Source organism: Streptomyces sp. NPDC030021, assembly GCF_055574035.1.
The window spans coordinates 528,088-543,036 of sequence record NZ_JBVIAH010000002.1 but is presented as its reverse complement, the minus strand read 5'-3'; the positions used below and the strand labels follow the sequence as shown (position 1 = coordinate 543,036).

The following is a 14,949-nucleotide window of genomic DNA, read 5'->3' as shown; positions in this document are numbered from 1 at the left end:
CGCATGTGGCGGAGAGGTTATGAGGAGGCATCAGGTGGTCGACGCACACCGGACATTCGTCATCGTCGGCGCAGGGCTCGCCGGGGCAAAGGCGGCCGAAACGCTGAGGTCCGAGGGGTTCACGGGGCGGGTGATCCTGATCGGCGACGAGCGCGACCATCCCTACGAACGCCCCCCGCTGTCCAAGGGCTACCTGACCGGCAAGGACGACCGGGAGAGCGTCTTCGTCCACGAGCCGTCCTGGTACGCGGCCGCCGACGTCGAGCTGCACCTCGGCCAGCCCGCCGTCCACCTCGACCGGGACGCCAAGAAGGTGGTCCTGGGCGACGGCACCGTCCTGTACTACGACAAGCTGCTGCTGGCCACGGGCGCCGAGCCGCGCCGCCTGGACATCCCCGGCACCGGCCTGGCCGGGGTGCACCACCTGCGGCGCCTGGCGCACGCCGAACGGCTGAAGGGCGTACTGGCCGGGCTCGGCCGGGACAACGGGCACCTGCTCATCGCGGGCGCCGGGTGGATCGGGCTGGAGGTGGCCGCCGCGGCCCGCGGCTACGGTGCCGAGGTCACCGTCGTCGAGCCGGAGGCCACGCCGCTGCACGCGGTCCTCGGCCCGGAGATCGGCCGGCTCTTCGCGGACCTGCACGCCGATCACGGGGTGCGGTTCCACTTCGGGGCGCGGCTGACCGAGATCGTGGGCCACGACGGCATGGTGCTGGCCGCCCGTACCGACGACGGGGAGGAGCACCCGGCGCACGCGGTGCTCTCCGCGATCGGGGCCGCCCCGCGGACCGCGCTCGCCGAGACCGCCGGGCTGGCGCTGGTCGACCGGGAGCACGGCGGCGGGATCGCGGTGGACTCCTCCCTGCGCACCAACGACCCGGACGTCTACGCGGTCGGGGACGTGGCCGCCGCCCACCACCCGGTGCTCGGGGCCCGGCTGCGGGTCGAGCACTGGGCCAACGCGCTGAACGGCGGCCCGGCCGCCGCGCGGGCCATGCTGGGCCAGGAGGTCCGCTACGACCGGGTGCCGTACTTCTTCTCGGACCAGTACGACGTGGGCCTGGAGTACGCGGGGTACGCGCCGGCGGGCGGCTACGACCAGGTGCTGATCCGCGGGGACGCGGGCAAGCGGGAGTTCATCGCTTTCTGGCTGTCGGAGGGGCGGGTCCTGGCCGGGATGAACGTGAATGTGTGGGATGTCACCGAGCACATCCAGGCCCTGATCAGGTCGAAGTCCCCGGTCAACCGCGAGGCGCTCGCGGACCCATCCGTTCCGCTTGACTCCCTGGTGCGGGCCGAGGGGGCCTGACCGGATTGCCGGCGCCCGGCCGTAGACTTCACGGGTGGCAGGACGGATCAACGACGACGACGTGAAGGCGGTACGGGACGCGGTCCCGATCGACGCCGTGGTCTCCGAGTACCTCCAGCTGCGCAACGCGGGCGGCGGCAACCTCAAGGGCCTGTGCCCCTTCCACGACGAGAAGTCCCCTTCCTTCCAGGTCAGCCCCAGCAAGGGGCTCTACCACTGCTTCGGCTGCCAGGCGGGCGGGGACACCCTCGACTTCGTCATGAAGATCGACCACCTCTCCTTCTCGGAGGCGGTCGAGCGCCTGGCCGGCCTGGCCGGCATCACCCTGCGGTACGAGGAGGGCGGCTACACCGCCGGCACCAGCGGCCGCGGTGACCGCATCCGCCTGGTCGAGGCGCACAAGGCCGCCGCCCAGTTCTACGTCGACCAGCTGGGCAGCCCCGAGGCGGAGATCGGCCGCAAGTTCCTGGCGGAGCGCGGCTTCGACCAGGCCGCGGCCGCCCACTTCAGCGTGGGCTACAGCCCGGCCGGGTGGGACCACCTGACCCGCTTCCTGCGCGGCAAGGGCTTCAGCGACAAGGAGCTGATCACCTCCGGGCTCGCCCAGGACAGCCGCAGCGGCAAGCCGATCGACCGCTTCCGCGGCCGGCTGATGTGGCCGATCCGCGACATCAGCGGCGAGGTGGTCGGCTTCGGCGCGCGCAAGCTGCGCGACGACGACAACGGCCCGAAGTACCTGAACACCCCCGAGACCGCGATCTACAAGAAGTCCCAGGTGCTGTACGGCATCGACCTGGCGAAGAAGGAGATCGCGAAGACCTCCCGGGCCGTGGTCGTCGAGGGCTACACGGACGTGATGGCCTGCCACATGGCCGGGGTCACCACCGCGATCGCGACCTGCGGCACCGCCTTCGGCGGGGACCACATCAAGATCCTGCGCCGACTGCTGATGGACAACGCCACCGCCGAGGTGATCTTCACCTTCGACGGCGACGCGGCGGGCCAGAAGGCCGCCCTGCGGGCCTTCGAGGACGACCAGAAGTTCGCCGCGGAGACCTCGATCACCATCGCCCCTGGCGGCATGGACCCCTGCGACCTGCGCCTGGCCCAGGGCGACGCGGCCGTGTCCGGCCTGGTGGAGGCCCGCACGCCGCTGTTCGAGTTCGCGCTGCGGCACATCGTCGCCCGGCACAACCTGGAGAACCCGGCGGGCCGGGCGGCCGCCCTGGACGAGGCCGCGCCCGTCGTCGCCAACATCAAGAACATCGCGATCCAGCACGAGTCGGCGGTCCAGCTGGCGGGCATGCTGGGCATCCGCGACGAGCAGTTCGTGGTCAAGCGGGTCGCGCAGCTGGCGCGCTGGGCCCGCGAGCGCGGCCAGGGCGAAGGCCCGCAGGGCGGCCGGCCCGGCGGAAAGCCGCAGCGGGGCCGCCCGTCCTACGACGACGTCCCCGCGCCCGCCGCGCAGCCGGCCGGGGGCCCCGCGCTGAACCTGCGCAGCCCGGCCCACCGCACCGAGCGCGAGCTGCTGAAGCTCGCCCTCCAGCGGCCCGCCCTGGTCTCCCCGGCCTTCGACGCGTACGGGATGGACGAGTTCACCGCCCCGCCCTACGCGGCGGTGCGCCAGGCGATCCTGGACGCGGGCGGTGCCTCGCTCGGCACGGAGGACTATCTGGCCCGCGTCCGCGAGGCCGCCCCGAACGACACCGTGCGCGCGCTCGTCACGGAGCTGGCGGTCGAGGCCATCCACGCGAAGACGGTGGACGAGATCTACGCGGGGGTCCAGCTGGTCCAGGTGCGGCTGCGCGCCGTCGACCGCCGGGTCCACGAGATCCAGGGCACGCTGTCGCGGCTGGGCCCGCAGGCTCCGCCGGAGCAACTGGCGGCCGTCCAGGAGGAGCTGTGGGTGCTCCAGCAGTACGGCCAGCGGCTGCGCAACCGCGGCGCCGAGGGTCTCTAGCCGCGGTTCAGCGGCGGGCGAACCAGTCGCCGCCGGGTATTTCGGTGCCCGATTCGCGTAGGTCGCGGGCGATCAGCGGGGCCGCCAGATAGACCCAGGCGCGGACCGTGGTGCCGTCGGGGCGCAGGGCCGGCCGGGCGATCCGGTCGTAGATGTTCCCCGGGCGGCCCGGGCCCTGGTACTCCTCCAGCTGGTCCAGCGCGGCGAGCAGCTTCCCGTACTCACCCGGCGCCGCCGTGATCAGCTCGCCGACGACCGCGGTGCCGGGGCGGTGGACCGCGTACGGATATCCGGGCCCGTCGTAGAGCGCCGCGTCCGGGAGGACGGCCGGTTCCTCCGAGGCCGTGCGGCCGCGCAGGAAGAGGTCGTGGTTGACCTCGCCCGGGCGCAGGGTCCCGTAGACGAAGAACGGGAGCGGATCGCTCGGGTCCGGTAGCCGTTCGACCGATGTCACGGGGCCCTCCCTCGGGTATGGCGCGGCGGTGCGCGGGCCGGGCCGAAAGTCCCGGCTTTCCCGCGCCACACCACCGTACGCACCGCTGTTACACAACCTCCCGGCAGCCGGAGTCACCCGGACGGCGCGGGGCGCTCCGATGGCCGCAGCACCCGCATTGACCTGCAAAGATGACCCTTAGGTGGGCCAGGGGAAGGCATACCTGACGGGACATCAGCAGGCGCGCGGCGGGCGGGCCGGGTTTCCTCGGAAACACGACCCCGTGTCTCCAGGAGAGTCCCCATGCGCCGACGTACCGCACACCTGCTGACCGCGACCGCGCTGACCGCCGCCGCGTTCACCGGGCCGGTCGCCGGGGCGGTGGCCGCCGCGGACCTCGGCGTGGTGGGCTTCGCACCCGGGGACTTCGCGCCGCTGGAGGTATGGCCTAAGTCCGCCGCCCCCGGCGCCACCGTCACCGTGAACACCACGGCCTGCGGCAGCGGCAGCCACGCGGACGGCGATGCGACCACGGTGGGCGGCGGCCGGTTCAAGCTGGTCCCGGGCACCCACAAGGAGGTGGTCGTGGGGCAGTTCCAAGTCGCCCACGGCACCCGCGGCGGCACCTACGGCATCGGCGCGACCTGCGCGAACGGCAAGTTCGCCACCGGCAACCTGATCGTCACCGAGCGCGGCCCTCAGGGCCACGTCAACACCGGGGTGGGCGGTGGCACGACCACCACCACCGACCCCGCCAAGAGCGCGGCGGGGGCGGCCGTACTGGCCGCTGCCGCCGTCGGCGGTACCTGGCTCCTGCGTCGCCGGGCGAGCGGCACGCGGAGCTGACGGACGCCCACCGCGGCTCCGGCCGCGGTCCGACCGGTACCGTCCCCCGTCGCCCGCCCCGCGAGGTCCCCCCGTTCGCGGGGCCGGGCGACGGCCAGTCACCCCGAAACGGAAGCCGAGGGGGTACGCATGGGTGGCGATTTCGGTGGCGCGCGGGGCCGCGGCCACCAGCCCCGGCCCACCGACGGCGACCGCCCCGGATCCGGAGCGCCCCCCGGGACAACGCCGGGCCGGGCCGTCCGCACCCCCACCGCCCGCCACGGCGGACTGGTCGCGCTCGCCGCCTGCGTCGGCATCTGGCTCGTGACCAGCGGTTCGCGTGAGCCCGTCGGACCGCCGCTGCCCTCCTCCGCCGAGTCACTGACCGCCGCCGGCGTGGTGGGTCCCGGGATCGCCCCGCTCCCCGGTTCCCCGCCGGCCCGGATCCGGATTCCCTCCATCCGGGTCGACGCCCCGCTGACCGGGCTCGGGCTGGATCCGCGCGGCAGCCTCGAAGTGCCGCCGCCGGACCGGCGCGACCTGGCCGGCTGGTACCGCGACGGCACCACCCCGGGCGCCACCGGCACCGCCGTCATCGCCGGGCACGTGGACGACGCGGCCGGGCCGGGGGTCTTCTACCACCTGGGCGCGCTGCGCCGCGGGGCCTCCATCGAGATCCCGCGCGCGGACGGCCGTACGGCGGTGTTCACGGTGCACGCGGTCGAGGTGTACGACGCCAAGGCCTTCCCCGACGCCCGCGTGTACGGGCCTTCGGCGCGCGCCGAGCTGCGGGTGATCACCTGCGGCGGCGGCTTCTCCCCGCGCACGGGCTACCGCGGCAACGTGGTGGTCTTCGCGCACCTCACCGGGACGTACTAGTTGCGGTGGACCTTGCCGGTCACAGCACTAGTAGGTCCTGTCGTCAAAGTCCCTCCCCCAGCCACCGCCGGGAGGTGCCCCCAGACGACGCTACTTTGACGACAGGACCCAGGTGCCGGTCCGCACTATCCCCACTGCTCGAAGCCGAGCTTGAGCACCAGCGCGCCCACCACCGTCAGCAGCACGCCGCGGACGAAGCCGCTGCCCTTCTTGAGCGCCATACCGGCTCCGATCATGCCGCCGGCCAGGTTGAACACCGCCATCAGTGCGGCCAGCTGCCACAGCACCATGCCCTGGTAGGCGAACATCGCGAGCGCTCCGGCATTGGTGCAGCAGTTCACGATCTTGGCGGTGGCGGAGGCGGTGACCAGGTCGAGGTGGAGCAGTGCCGTGAGCGCGAGCACCAGGAAGGTGCCGGTGCCGGGCCCGATGAGGCCGTCGTAGAAGCCGATGCCCAGGCCCGCGAGCCCGATGGCGAGCAGCACCCGCTGCCGGCTGACGGGTGCGGTCGACGGGGCGGTGCCGAAGCCCGGCTTGAAGATCACGACGCCCGCGACGATCACGAGTACCCCCATGATCAGCGGGCGGAGCGCGTCCTTGCTGATGCCGCCCGCGAGCGCCGCACCGCCCATCGAACCGGCGAGCGCGGCCAGGCCGATGCGGACGGCCAGCTTCACGTTCACCGGGGCCTTGCGGGCGTACGTCACGGCCGCCCCGGCGGTGCCGACGATGGCCACGGCCTTGTTGGTGCCGAGGACGGTGGCGGGGTGGGCGTTCGGCAGGCCGAGGAGGAGCGCGGGCAGGAGCAGCAGGCCGCCGCCGCCCACCACCGCGTCGATCCAGCCGGCCGCAGCCGCGGCCACGCACAGGACGATGATCATGGTCGTTGATATGTCAGGCACGGCTCGACCCTATGGAGGAGTTGGGTGCAGTGACCATCAATCCCCGGAAACTTGCGCAAAGGTTGAGCTTTGGCGGGCCGGCGCGCGGTCCGGGGCCACCGGAGCCGCCGGGTCCACGGCCGCCGTCAGCACGGTCGCGGCCAGCACACTGGCCGCCCCCAGCCCCGCCGCCAGCCGCCGTGCGGGCGGTACGCAGGCCAGCGCGGCCAGCGCGGCCCGTACCGGCGAGGGGCGGCGCGGCTTGCGGTGCCGGGCCACGGCCGCCGCAGGAGCCTCGGCGCCGACGGGTACGGAGAGGGCGACGTGCAGCGGGTGACGCATGGGGCGGTGACTCCTCGGGGAACGCGGGAAACGCGGGCAGGGGGTGCGCGGCTCAGAAGCTGAAGCACTCCGAATGGATACGGCCGGCCGGCACCCCGGCCCGCAGCAGCGCGCCCCGGGTCGCCTCGGCCATCCCCGGCGGCCCGCACAGGTACACGTCGTGCTCGGCCAGGTCCGGCACCAGCGCGGCCAGCGCCTGCGGGGCCAGCGGGTCGTAGGCCGCTCCGGACGGCCCGAGCAGATAGTGCAGACCGGCCTGCCGCTCGGCGGCGATGGCCTCCAGCTCGGCCCGCAGCACGAGGTGCTCCTCGGCCCCGGCCCGGTAGAGCAGGGTGAGGTCCCCGGGGCCCCCGGGCAGCGTCTCGAACAGGGCCCGCATCGGGGTGATCCCGACCCCGCCCGCGATCAGCAGCACCTTGGGCCGGGTCCGCCGGGCGGCGGTGAGCGCGCCGAACGGCCCGGTGGCCAGCACCCGCGTCCCGGGGCGCAGCCGGCGGATCCGGCGGGAGTGGCCGCCGAGCCCCTTCACGGTGATCCGCAGGGCGTTCCCGCGGACGGGCGCGGACAGCGAGAACGGCAGGGCGGTGTGCCACAGCCGCCGCTGGAGGAACCGCCAGCGCAGGAACTGGCCCGGCTCCGCATGCAGTTCCGCGAGGTGCTGTCCGCAGACGACGACGGAGACCACCCCGGGCCCCTCGACCCGGACGTCCGCCACCCGCAACGCGTGCCGCAGGGCCTGCCGTATGGGAACCACGCCGCGGTACCAGACCAGCAGGACGGCGACCACGGTGTGGGCGAGCGCCCAGAACCAGGCAGCCGCGGCCAGATCGGGCCCGGCGGGCTGGTGCCCGAAGGCGAGGGCGGCGGCGAGGTAGACCAGCAGGTGCACCCCGCGCCAGGTTTCGTGCGGCACCCGTCGGCGTACCGCCCGGGCGGAGGTCACGCCGACCGCGGCCAGGAGGACGGTCCCGGCCGCGGCGGCGGCGAGCGCGGGGTAACCGAGCAGCTGCCGGACGGCGGAGACCACGTCGATTCCCTCGTGCACGGCGTATCCGAGCAGGGCGAAGAGCCCGTGCCCGAAGACGAGCAGCAGGACGTACCGGCCGCCGAACGCGTGCCAGCGGGCGAGCCGGTCGGCGCCGACCCCGTGCTCGACGGCGGGTACCCGGGCCATCAGGAACAGCAGCACCAGCACCCCGTACCCGGCGAGCAGGCCGGACAGGTGCGCGGCGGTGGCGAACAGCGCGTCGGGCCGGGCCGAGGGCCGCACCTGCGCCGCCCAGAGCAGGGTCACCACCCCCGCACCGGCCAGCATCCCGCCCCTCACCCGCACCACCGCATTCCGCATACGGATCACGCTAAGGCCGCAGGTGGCGGGCCTGATGACCCTTAAGGCGGCCTTGAGGAAGGCCTCACCGGCCCTTAACCCGGGCGCTGAGGTCGGCGTTCCGTCCGGGTAACAGAGGCGATGCCGCGGGGAAACAGCGGCCGCGCACGCTCGTGGCATGACCTCGGAACAGCGTGTGGTGGTGATCGGCGGCGGCCTCGCGGGCCTGCGGCTCGCGCAGCGGCTCGGCCCGGCCGCGGCGGTGACCGTCCTCGGCGAGGAAACCCACGTGCCGTACAACCGGGTCCTGCTCGCCGAGGTCCTCGCGGGCCGGTACGCCCCGGAGGTGACGGCCCTCCCGGCGCCCGGCCCGGTGCTGCGGCGAGGGGTCCGGGCGGTGCGCGTGGACCGCGCGGAGCGGGCCGTGCGCTGCGACGACGGCACGGTGGCCCGGTACGACACGCTGGTACTGGCCACGGGTTCGAACGCGGTGCTCCCGCCGCTGCGCGGGCTGTTCGAACCCGAGGGGCGGGACCTCCCGGACGGGGTGCACGCCTTCCGCACGATGGACGACTGCCTGGCGCTCTCGGCGGCCGTGCGGCCCGGGGTCCGCGTGGTGGTGATCGGCGGGGGCCTGCTGGGCGTCTCGGCGGCCCGTGCGCTGGCCGCGCGGGGGGCGCAGGTCGTCCTGGCCCAGCAGGGCGAGCGGCTGATGGAGCGCCAGCTGGACGCGGACGCCTCCGCCCTGCTGCACGCGCACCTGACCTCACTCGGCGTGGAGATCCACACGGAATGCCGCGTCCGTGGCCTGATCACATCTGCGGCGCCGCTGCCGGGGGCTCTGCGCCCTGACCCCCGCGTCTCAAACGCCGGCGAGGCTGAAGTTGCCCTACCGGCAATCCAGCCGCGCCAGGCAGGCGAGGCCGCGCAAAATCCAGCCCCTGCGGCGTTTGAGGAGCGGGGTCTGGGGCGGAGCCCCAGCAGCGGCGCCGCGCAGGGTCATCGCAAGGTCACCGGGGTCGAGCTCGCCGACGGCTACCGGCTCGACGCCGATGCCGTCGTGCTCGCCTGCGGCGTACGCCCCCGCACGGGCCTCGCCCTGGCCGCCGGACTGGAGGTCCGCAAGGGCATCGTCGTCGACGACCACCTCCGCACCGGCGACCCCCGCATCCACGCCATCGGCGACTGCGCCGAGCACGCCGGCCAGGTGTACGGCCTCGCGGGCGCCGCCCTGGAGCAGGCCGACGCCCTGGCCGCGCTCCTCACCGGCGAGCCCACGCAGTACACCGGCACCCGCGCCCTCACCCGGCTCACCCTCACCACCGACGGGGACCGCTCCCTCGATCTCGCCGCCTTCGGCGAGACCACCCCCCTCCCCGGCGACGACGTGGTCCGCCTCGCCGACGCCACCCGCCGCACCTACCGCAAGGTCGTCCTGCGGGGCGACCGCCTCGTCGGCGGCGTGCTGCTCGGCGAGCTCTCCACCGTGGGGGCCCTCGCCCGCACCTGGGAGGGCGAGGAATCACCGCACGACCTGTTCCACCTGCTCACCGACGACGGAGGCCACTGAGATGACCGAGCCCCTGCCCACGATCGTGCTCATCGGGCACGGCATGGTCGGCCAGCGCTACCTCGAAGCACTCGCCGAGCGCGGGGTCACCGCCACGCACCGGATCACCGTGCTCTGCGAGGAGCCCCGGCCCGCCTACGACCGCGTGCACCTGACCTCGTACTTCTCCGGCAGCACCGCCGAGGACCTGTCCATGACGCCCGCCGGGTTCATGGAGGAGCACGGCATCGCCCTCCACCTCGACGACCCCGCCGAGCACATCGACCGGGCCGCCCGCACCGTCACCTCCCGGTCCGGGCAGGTGTTCCCGTACGACGTCCTGGTGCTGGCCACCGGCAGCTATCCCTTCGTGCCGCCGGTCCCGGGCAAGGACGCCCCCGGCTGCTTCGTCTACCGCACGATCGAGGACCTGCTCGCGATCGAGGAGTACGCGAAGAGCCGCGGCTCCGGCGCGGTCGTCGGCGGCGGTCTCCTCGGGCTGGAGGCCGCCGGCGCCCTCCAGGGGCTGGGCCTGGCCACCCGTATCGTCGAGTTCGCCCCGCGCCTGATGCCCGTACAGGTCGACGAGGGCGGCGGCGCGGCCCTGCTGCGCACCATCGAGTCCATGGGGCTGACCGTCCACACCGGCGTCGGCACCCAGGAGGTGGTGACCGGCGAGGACGGCCACGTCAGCGGAATGCGGCTCTCCGACGGCTCCGTCGTCGACACCGACCTCGTCGTCTTCTCCGCCGGCGTCCGCCCCCGCGACCAGCTGGCCCGCGACGCCGGACTGGACGTCGGCGAGCGCGGCGGTATCGCGGTCGACGCCCGCTGCCGCACCTCCGACGCGCACGTCTACGCCATCGGCGAGTGCGCCCTCGCCGTCGACGGCCGGGTCTACGGACTGGTCGCCCCCGGCTACGAGATGGCCGAGACGGCCGCCGACGATCTGCTGGGCCGCGAGAAGGAGTTCACCGGAGCCGACCTCTCCACCAAGCTCAAGCTCCTCGGCGTGGACGTCGCCTCCTTCGGCGACGCCCACGGCGCCACCCCGGACAGCCTCGACGTCGTCTGGTCCGACTCCCGCTCCGGGGTCTACAAGAAGCTGGTCGTCTCCCCCGACGGGGTCCTCCTCGGCGGCGTGCTGGTCGGCGACGCGGACTCCTACGGGCTGCTGCGCCCGCTCACCGGCAGCGTCCCGCCCGTGGCCCCCGAGCAGCTGGTACTGCCCGCCGGGGTCGGCGCCCCGGTCGCGCTCGGCCCGTCCGCGCTCCCCGACCACGCCGTGATCTGCTCCTGCCACAACGTCACCAAGAAGGCCATCGCCGCCTGCGCCACCCTCGCCGAGGTCAAGAAGTGCACCAAGGCGGGCACCGGCTGCGGCAGCTGCGTCAAGGTGATCGGCCAGCTGCTGCCCGCCGCCACCGACAAGGGGCTGTGCGGCTGCTTCCCCTTCACCCGGGCCGAGCTCTACGAGATCGTCCGCACCCGCCGGCTGACCTCGTACGAGGAGATCCTCGACGGCCACGGCCGCCCGGAGGCCCGCGGCGGCGACGGCTGCGAGGTCTGCAAGCCGACCGTCGGCTCGATCATCGCCTCGCTCGCCCCGACCCTCGGGGCGAGCGGCTACGTCCTGGACGGGGAGCAGGCCGCCCTCCAGGACACCAACGACCACTTCCTCGCGAACATGCAGCGCAACGGCTCCTACTCGGTCGTCCCGCGCATCCCCGGCGGTGAGATCACCCCCGACAAGCTGATCGTGATCGGCGAGGTGGCCCGCGACTTCGGCCTCTACACGAAGATCACCGGCGGCCAGCGGATCGACCTCTTCGGGGCGAGCGTGGACCAGCTCCCGCGGATCTGGGCACGGCTCGTCGACGCCGGGTTCGAGTCCGGGCACGCGTACGGGAAGGCCCTGCGCACGGTGAAGTCCTGCGTGGGGCAGACCTGGTGCCGCTACGGGGTCCAGGACAGCGTCCGGATGGCCATCGACCTGGAGCTTCGCTACCGGGGGCTGCGCGCCCCGCACAAGCTGAAGTCGGCGGTCTCCGGATGCGCCCGCGAGTGCGCGGAGGCGCAGAGCAAGGACTTCGGCGTCATCGCGACGGCGAGTGGCTGGAACCTGTACGTGGGCGGCAACGGCGGGGCCACCCCGCGCCACGCCGACCTGCTGGCGCAGGACCTGTCGGACGCGGAACTGGTCCGGCTGATCGACCGGTTCCTGATGTTCTACATCCGCACCGCCGACCGGCTGGAGCGGACCTCCACCTGGCTGGAGCGGCTGGAGGGGGGCCTGGCCCACCTGCGGGACGTGGTCGTGCACGACTCGCTCGGGCTGTGCGCGGAGCTGGAGGCCCTGATGGCCGACCACGTGGCGCACTACCGGGACGAATGGGCCGAGACGCTCCAGGATCCGGAGCGGCTGGGCCGGTTCGTGTCCTTCGTCAACGCGCCCGGCGCCCCCGACCCGACCGTGAAGTTCGTCCCCGAGCGCGACCAGGTCAAGCCCGACCTGGCCGTCCTGACCATAGGAGGAGCCGTCCGATGACCGTGGAACTGCAGGTTGCGCAGGGCTGGCTGACGGTGTGCGAGCTGTCCTCGCTCATCCCCGGGCGCGGGGTGGCGGCGCTGCTGCCCGACGGGAGCCAGGCCGCGGTGTTCGTCGACCGCGCGGGGCGCCCGTACGCCATCGGCAACCAGGACCCCTTCACCGGGGCGCACGTGCTCTCGCGCGGGCTGGTGGGGACGGCGGGGGGCCGGCCCTTCGTGGCTTCCCCGCTGCTGAAGCAGCGCTTCGACCTGGAGTCGGGGCGCTGCCTGGACGACGAGGAGACGGTGGTCCGGACCTACCCGGTGCGGACCGCCGCGACCTCGTGACCGCAGGCGGTGATGTCGTCAGCTCTGGACCATCGACGGGTCCATCCACATGATCTCCCAGGTGTGGCCGTCGAGGTCGTCGAAGGCACGGCCGTACATGACGCCGTGGTCCTGGGCGGGGCGGGGTTCGGTGGCGCCGGCCGCCAGGGCCCCGTCCACCAGCTCGTCGACCGCGGTGCGGCTCCCGGCGCTCAGACAGAGCAGCACCTCGGACGTCTTCGTGGCGTCCGCGATCTCCTTGTGGGTGAAGTCCTTGTAGCGGGCCTCGGTCAGGAGCATCGCGACGATGGTGTCGCTGATGACCATCGAAGCGCAGTTCTCGTCGGTGAACTGGGCGTTGAAGGAGTAGCCCAGCTTGCTCCAGAAGGCCTTGCTGGCGTCCAGGTCCTTGACCGGCAGGTTGACGAAGATCATGGTGGCGGACATCGAGGTCTCTCTTCTCTCGTGTGCGGTGCTCGGTGCGTGGTGCCCGGTGCTTTCGAGAGGTAGACCGCAGGTCCCCGGGAAACTCATCGCTCCCCGCGAAGTTTCTTCGAATTTTTTGCCTGACCTACGAAGCCGCAGGTCAGGCCATGGATACGAGGCTCAGCTCCAGCACCGCCAGCGGGATGAAGCCGGCCGCGTCCTCGCCCTGGAGCGAGGCCCCGGGCCCGGCGAGGCGCTGGTGGAGGGCCAGCGCGATCCGCTCCCCCTGCCCCTTGGCCCGCTCGGCGTTCGGCCCGCGGTGCAGTCCGTCGATCGCGGCCCTCCACAGCTGGACCCAGCGGCCGAAGTCGGCTGCGGTCAGCTCCCGCACCGCGTGCAGAGCGGCGTGCGGGGCGAAGGCGTCGCGCCGGTAGCCGGCGGTGCGGAAGAGGGCCCGCTCCCAGAAATCGGTGATCCGGGGCAGGTGGGACTCCAGGTCCGTGCCCGCGAGTTCGGTGAAGAAGGGCCCGATCCGCGGGTCGGCGAAGGCGGCCGTGTAGAAGCGGCGCAGCACGGCGTCGAGGTCGGCACGGCCTGAGATGTCGGCGGCGGCGAAGTGGTCCATTGCTGCACCATCCTCCCCCACCGGGAGCCTCCCCCGGGCGGAAAGTCCCGCGGTGCGCCCCGCCGGGGCGCGGTCCGGCGTATTGCACGTCGAGCGGTCGCTCGTGCGTCATGGGGAGTTGGCGCCACGGCAACTGGCGCCTCCTAGGTTCCTCGACGCGTGCGATCCCGCGTCCGACCGGCCGCGGGGCCTTCCTCCCACAGGAGTGACCGTGGAACGTCGTACCTTCCTGCGCGGCGCAGTGATCGGTTCGTCGGCCGCCGCCTTCGGCGGCACGTTGATGCACGGGGCCGCCTACGCCGCCCCCGCCCAGCCGGGTGCCGGACCCTACGGGGCGCTCGGCGCGGCCGACGCCAACGGCATCATGCTGCCCAGCGGCTTCACCAGCCGGGTCATCGCCCGCTCGGGCCAGACCGTCAGCGGCACCTCGTACAGCTGGCACAGCGCCCCCGACGGCGGTGCCTGTTTCGCGGACGGCTCGGGCTGGATCTACGTGTCGAACTCGGAGATCAACCCCTCCGGCGGCGCGAGCGCCGTCAAGTTCAACTCCTCCGGCACCATCACCGGCGCCTACCGCATCCTGTCCAGCACCCGGCAGAACTGCGCGGGCGGCAAGACCCCCTGGAACACCTGGCTGTCCTGCGAGGAGGTCGACCGCGGCTTCGTCTACGAGACCGACCCGTACGGGGTGAACGCGGCGGTGCAGCGCCCTGCGATGGGCCGGTTCAAGCACGAGGCGGCGGCCGCCGACCCGGTGCGCCAGGTGATCTACCTGACCGAGGACGAGACCAACGGCTGCTTCTACCGCTTCATCCCGGCCACCTGGGGCAACCTCTCCTCCGGCACCCTCCAGGTCCTGAAGGCCGGCACCGCCACCTCCGGCTCCTTCACCTGGCAGAACGTCCCGGACCCGGACGGCTCGCCGACCGTGACCCGCAGCCAGGTCTCGGGCTCGAAGAAGTTCAACGGCGGCGAGGGCTGCCACTACGCCAACGACACCGTCTGGTTCACCACCAAGGGCGACAACCGGGTCTGGCAGCTGAACCTCACGAACAGCACGTACGAGCTGGCCTACGACGACTCGCTCGTGCCCGGCGGCGCGGCCCCGCTGACCGGTGTCGACAACGTCACCGGGTCCTCGTACGGCGACCTGTACGTCGCCGAGGACGGCGGCAACATGGAGATCTGCGTGATCACCCCGGACGACGTGGTGGCGCCCTTCCTGCGGATCACCGGCCAGTCCTCCTCCGAGATCACCGGCCCGGCCTTCTCGCCCGCCGGCAACCGCCTCTACTTCTCCAGCCAGCGCGGTACGAGCGGCAGCTCGTCCGGCGGCATCACCTACGAGGTGACGGGCCCCTTCCGCGTCTAGCTCCACCGGCGCTCCCCTCCAGCCCCGCTCTTCCAGCCCCGCCAGGGGGCACCTCCCAGCGGTAGCTGGGGGAGTTTGAGGCGCGGGGGCCCGGGGGCAGCGCCCCCGCAACGGCGCCGCGCCCGCACGACCGGCCGCACCCCGACGGGTTCATCCCGCCGAGGT

The 14,949-nt window shown here is 73.3% G+C and carries 14 protein-coding genes; 8 read left to right on the top strand and 6 right to left on the bottom strand.

Annotated elements, in window-relative coordinates; all coding sequences use genetic code 11:
* The first annotated feature begins 34 nt into the window (after positions 1 to 34).
* Positions 35 to 1,309, top strand: a complete 1,275-nt coding sequence (locus ACZ4YL_RS05550; protein ID WP_468113942.1) for an NAD(P)/FAD-dependent oxidoreductase — start codon at positions 35 to 37, stop codon at positions 1,307 to 1,309.
* A 34-nt stretch (positions 1,310 to 1,343) separates the two neighbouring features.
* Positions 1,344 to 3,269 (top strand): DNA primase, encoded by a 1,926-nt coding sequence (dnaG, locus tag ACZ4YL_RS05545; RefSeq protein ID WP_468113940.1) that lies wholly within the window; start codon positions 1,344 to 1,346, stop codon positions 3,267 to 3,269.
* A gap of 7 nt (positions 3,270 to 3,276) precedes the next feature.
* Here dnaG and ACZ4YL_RS05540 read toward each other — a convergent pair whose 3' ends face one another.
* Complete coding sequence (locus ACZ4YL_RS05540) at positions 3,277 to 3,723, bottom strand: gamma-glutamylcyclotransferase family protein (protein WP_468113938.1); 447 nt, start codon at positions 3,721 to 3,723, stop codon at positions 3,277 to 3,279.
* A 282-nt stretch (positions 3,724 to 4,005) separates the two neighbouring features.
* Between ACZ4YL_RS05540 and ACZ4YL_RS05535 the strand changes: the two genes are divergently transcribed.
* Both ACZ4YL_RS05535 and ACZ4YL_RS05530 read left to right on the top strand, forming a co-directional pair.
* A complete protein-coding gene (locus ACZ4YL_RS05535) occupies positions 4,006 to 4,548 on the top strand; it encodes a hypothetical protein (protein WP_468113936.1) in 543 nt (180 codons plus the stop codon).
* 129 nt (positions 4,549 to 4,677) lie between these two features.
* Complete coding sequence (locus tag ACZ4YL_RS05530) at positions 4,678 to 5,406, top strand: class F sortase (protein ID WP_468113934.1); 729 nt, start codon at positions 4,678 to 4,680, stop codon at positions 5,404 to 5,406.
* Between the two features lie 125 nt (positions 5,407 to 5,531).
* Here the strand turns inward: ACZ4YL_RS05530 and ACZ4YL_RS05525 are convergent, their stop codons facing one another.
* The 3 genes from ACZ4YL_RS05525 to ACZ4YL_RS05515 are packed head-to-tail and all read right to left on the bottom strand — an operon-like array spanning position 5,532 to position 7,977.
* The gene (locus ACZ4YL_RS05525) at positions 5,532 to 6,308 is read right to left on the bottom strand and encodes a sulfite exporter TauE/SafE family protein (protein ID WP_468113932.1); all 777 of its coding nucleotides are present in this window, start codon (positions 6,306 to 6,308) and stop codon (positions 5,532 to 5,534) included.
* Positions 6,309 to 6,344: 36 nt separating this feature from the next.
* Positions 6,345 to 6,629 carry a hypothetical protein gene (locus tag ACZ4YL_RS05520; protein WP_468113930.1) on the bottom strand — a complete coding sequence of 95 codons (285 nt, stop codon included), beginning with the start codon at positions 6,627 to 6,629 and terminating at the stop codon, positions 6,345 to 6,347.
* 52 nt (positions 6,630 to 6,681) lie between these two features.
* The gene (locus tag ACZ4YL_RS05515) at positions 6,682 to 7,977 is read right to left on the bottom strand and encodes a ferredoxin reductase family protein (RefSeq protein WP_468113928.1); all 1,296 of its coding nucleotides are present in this window, start codon (positions 7,975 to 7,977) and stop codon (positions 6,682 to 6,684) included.
* A 157-nt stretch (positions 7,978 to 8,134) separates the two neighbouring features.
* On the opposite strand from ACZ4YL_RS05515, the gene ACZ4YL_RS05510 reads away from it, so the two are divergent.
* Genes ACZ4YL_RS05510 through nirD form a run of 3 tightly spaced genes read left to right on the top strand, consistent with a single transcriptional unit; the run spans position 8,135 to position 12,382 of the window.
* Positions 8,135 to 9,526: an NAD(P)/FAD-dependent oxidoreductase gene (locus ACZ4YL_RS05510; RefSeq protein ID WP_468113926.1), complete on the top strand. Its 1,392-nt coding sequence runs from the start codon at positions 8,135 to 8,137 to the stop codon at positions 9,524 to 9,526.
* 1 nt (position 9,527) lies between these two features.
* Positions 9,528 to 12,053: a nitrite reductase large subunit NirB gene (nirB, locus tag ACZ4YL_RS05505; RefSeq protein WP_468113924.1), complete on the top strand. Its 2,526-nt coding sequence runs from the start codon at positions 9,528 to 9,530 to the stop codon at positions 12,051 to 12,053.
* Positions 12,050 to 12,382 carry a nitrite reductase small subunit NirD gene (nirD, locus tag ACZ4YL_RS05500; RefSeq protein ID WP_351149440.1) on the top strand — a complete coding sequence of 111 codons (333 nt, stop codon included), beginning with the start codon at positions 12,050 to 12,052 and terminating at the stop codon, positions 12,380 to 12,382. Before nirB ends, nirD begins: the two co-directional genes overlap by 4 nt.
* A gap of 18 nt (positions 12,383 to 12,400) precedes the next feature.
* Here the strand turns inward: nirD and ACZ4YL_RS05495 are convergent, their stop codons facing one another.
* On the bottom strand, positions 12,401 to 12,808 hold the full coding sequence (locus tag ACZ4YL_RS05495) for a VOC family protein (protein WP_468113922.1): 408 nt from the start codon (positions 12,806 to 12,808) through the stop codon (positions 12,401 to 12,403).
* A 139-nt stretch (positions 12,809 to 12,947) separates the two neighbouring features.
* The gene (locus ACZ4YL_RS05490; RefSeq protein WP_468113920.1) at positions 12,948 to 13,412 is read right to left on the bottom strand and encodes a group III truncated hemoglobin; all 465 of its coding nucleotides are present in this window, start codon (positions 13,410 to 13,412) and stop codon (positions 12,948 to 12,950) included.
* Positions 13,413 to 13,623: 211 nt separating this feature from the next.
* Here ACZ4YL_RS05490 and ACZ4YL_RS05485 point away from each other — a divergent pair, with 211 nt between their 5' ends.
* Positions 13,624 to 14,784 (top strand): alkaline phosphatase PhoX, encoded by a 1,161-nt coding sequence (locus ACZ4YL_RS05485; RefSeq protein ID WP_468113919.1) that lies wholly within the window; start codon positions 13,624 to 13,626, stop codon positions 14,782 to 14,784.
* Positions 14,785 to 14,949: the final 165 nt, after the last annotated feature.

Bases quoted from the DNA above. Each gene is read 5' to 3' on its own strand.
- ACZ4YL_RS05510 (WP_468113926.1), top strand. From the start codon at position 8,135: ATGACCTCGGAACAGCGTGTGGTGGTGATCGGCGGCGGCCTCGCGGGC.
- ACZ4YL_RS05490 (WP_468113920.1), bottom strand. From the start codon at position 13,412: ATGGACCACTTCGCCGCCGCCGACATCTCAGGCCGTGCCGACCTCGAC.
- ACZ4YL_RS05520 (WP_468113930.1), bottom strand. From the start codon at position 6,629: ATGCGTCACCCGCTGCACGTCGCCCTCTCCGTACCCGTCGGCGCCGAG.
- ACZ4YL_RS05535 (WP_468113936.1), top strand. From the start codon at position 4,006: ATGCGCCGACGTACCGCACACCTGCTGACCGCGACCGCGCTGACCGCC.
- ACZ4YL_RS05495 (WP_468113922.1), bottom strand. From the start codon at position 12,808: ATGTCCGCCACCATGATCTTCGTCAACCTGCCGGTCAAGGACCTGGAC.
- nirD (WP_351149440.1), top strand. From the start codon at position 12,050: ATGACCGTGGAACTGCAGGTTGCGCAGGGCTGGCTGACGGTGTGCGAG.
- ACZ4YL_RS05530 (WP_468113934.1), top strand. From the start codon at position 4,678: ATGGGTGGCGATTTCGGTGGCGCGCGGGGCCGCGGCCACCAGCCCCGG.
- ACZ4YL_RS05515 (WP_468113928.1), bottom strand. From the start codon at position 7,977: ATGCGGAATGCGGTGGTGCGGGTGAGGGGCGGGATGCTGGCCGGTGCG.
- nirB (WP_468113924.1), top strand. From the start codon at position 9,528: ATGACCGAGCCCCTGCCCACGATCGTGCTCATCGGGCACGGCATGGTC.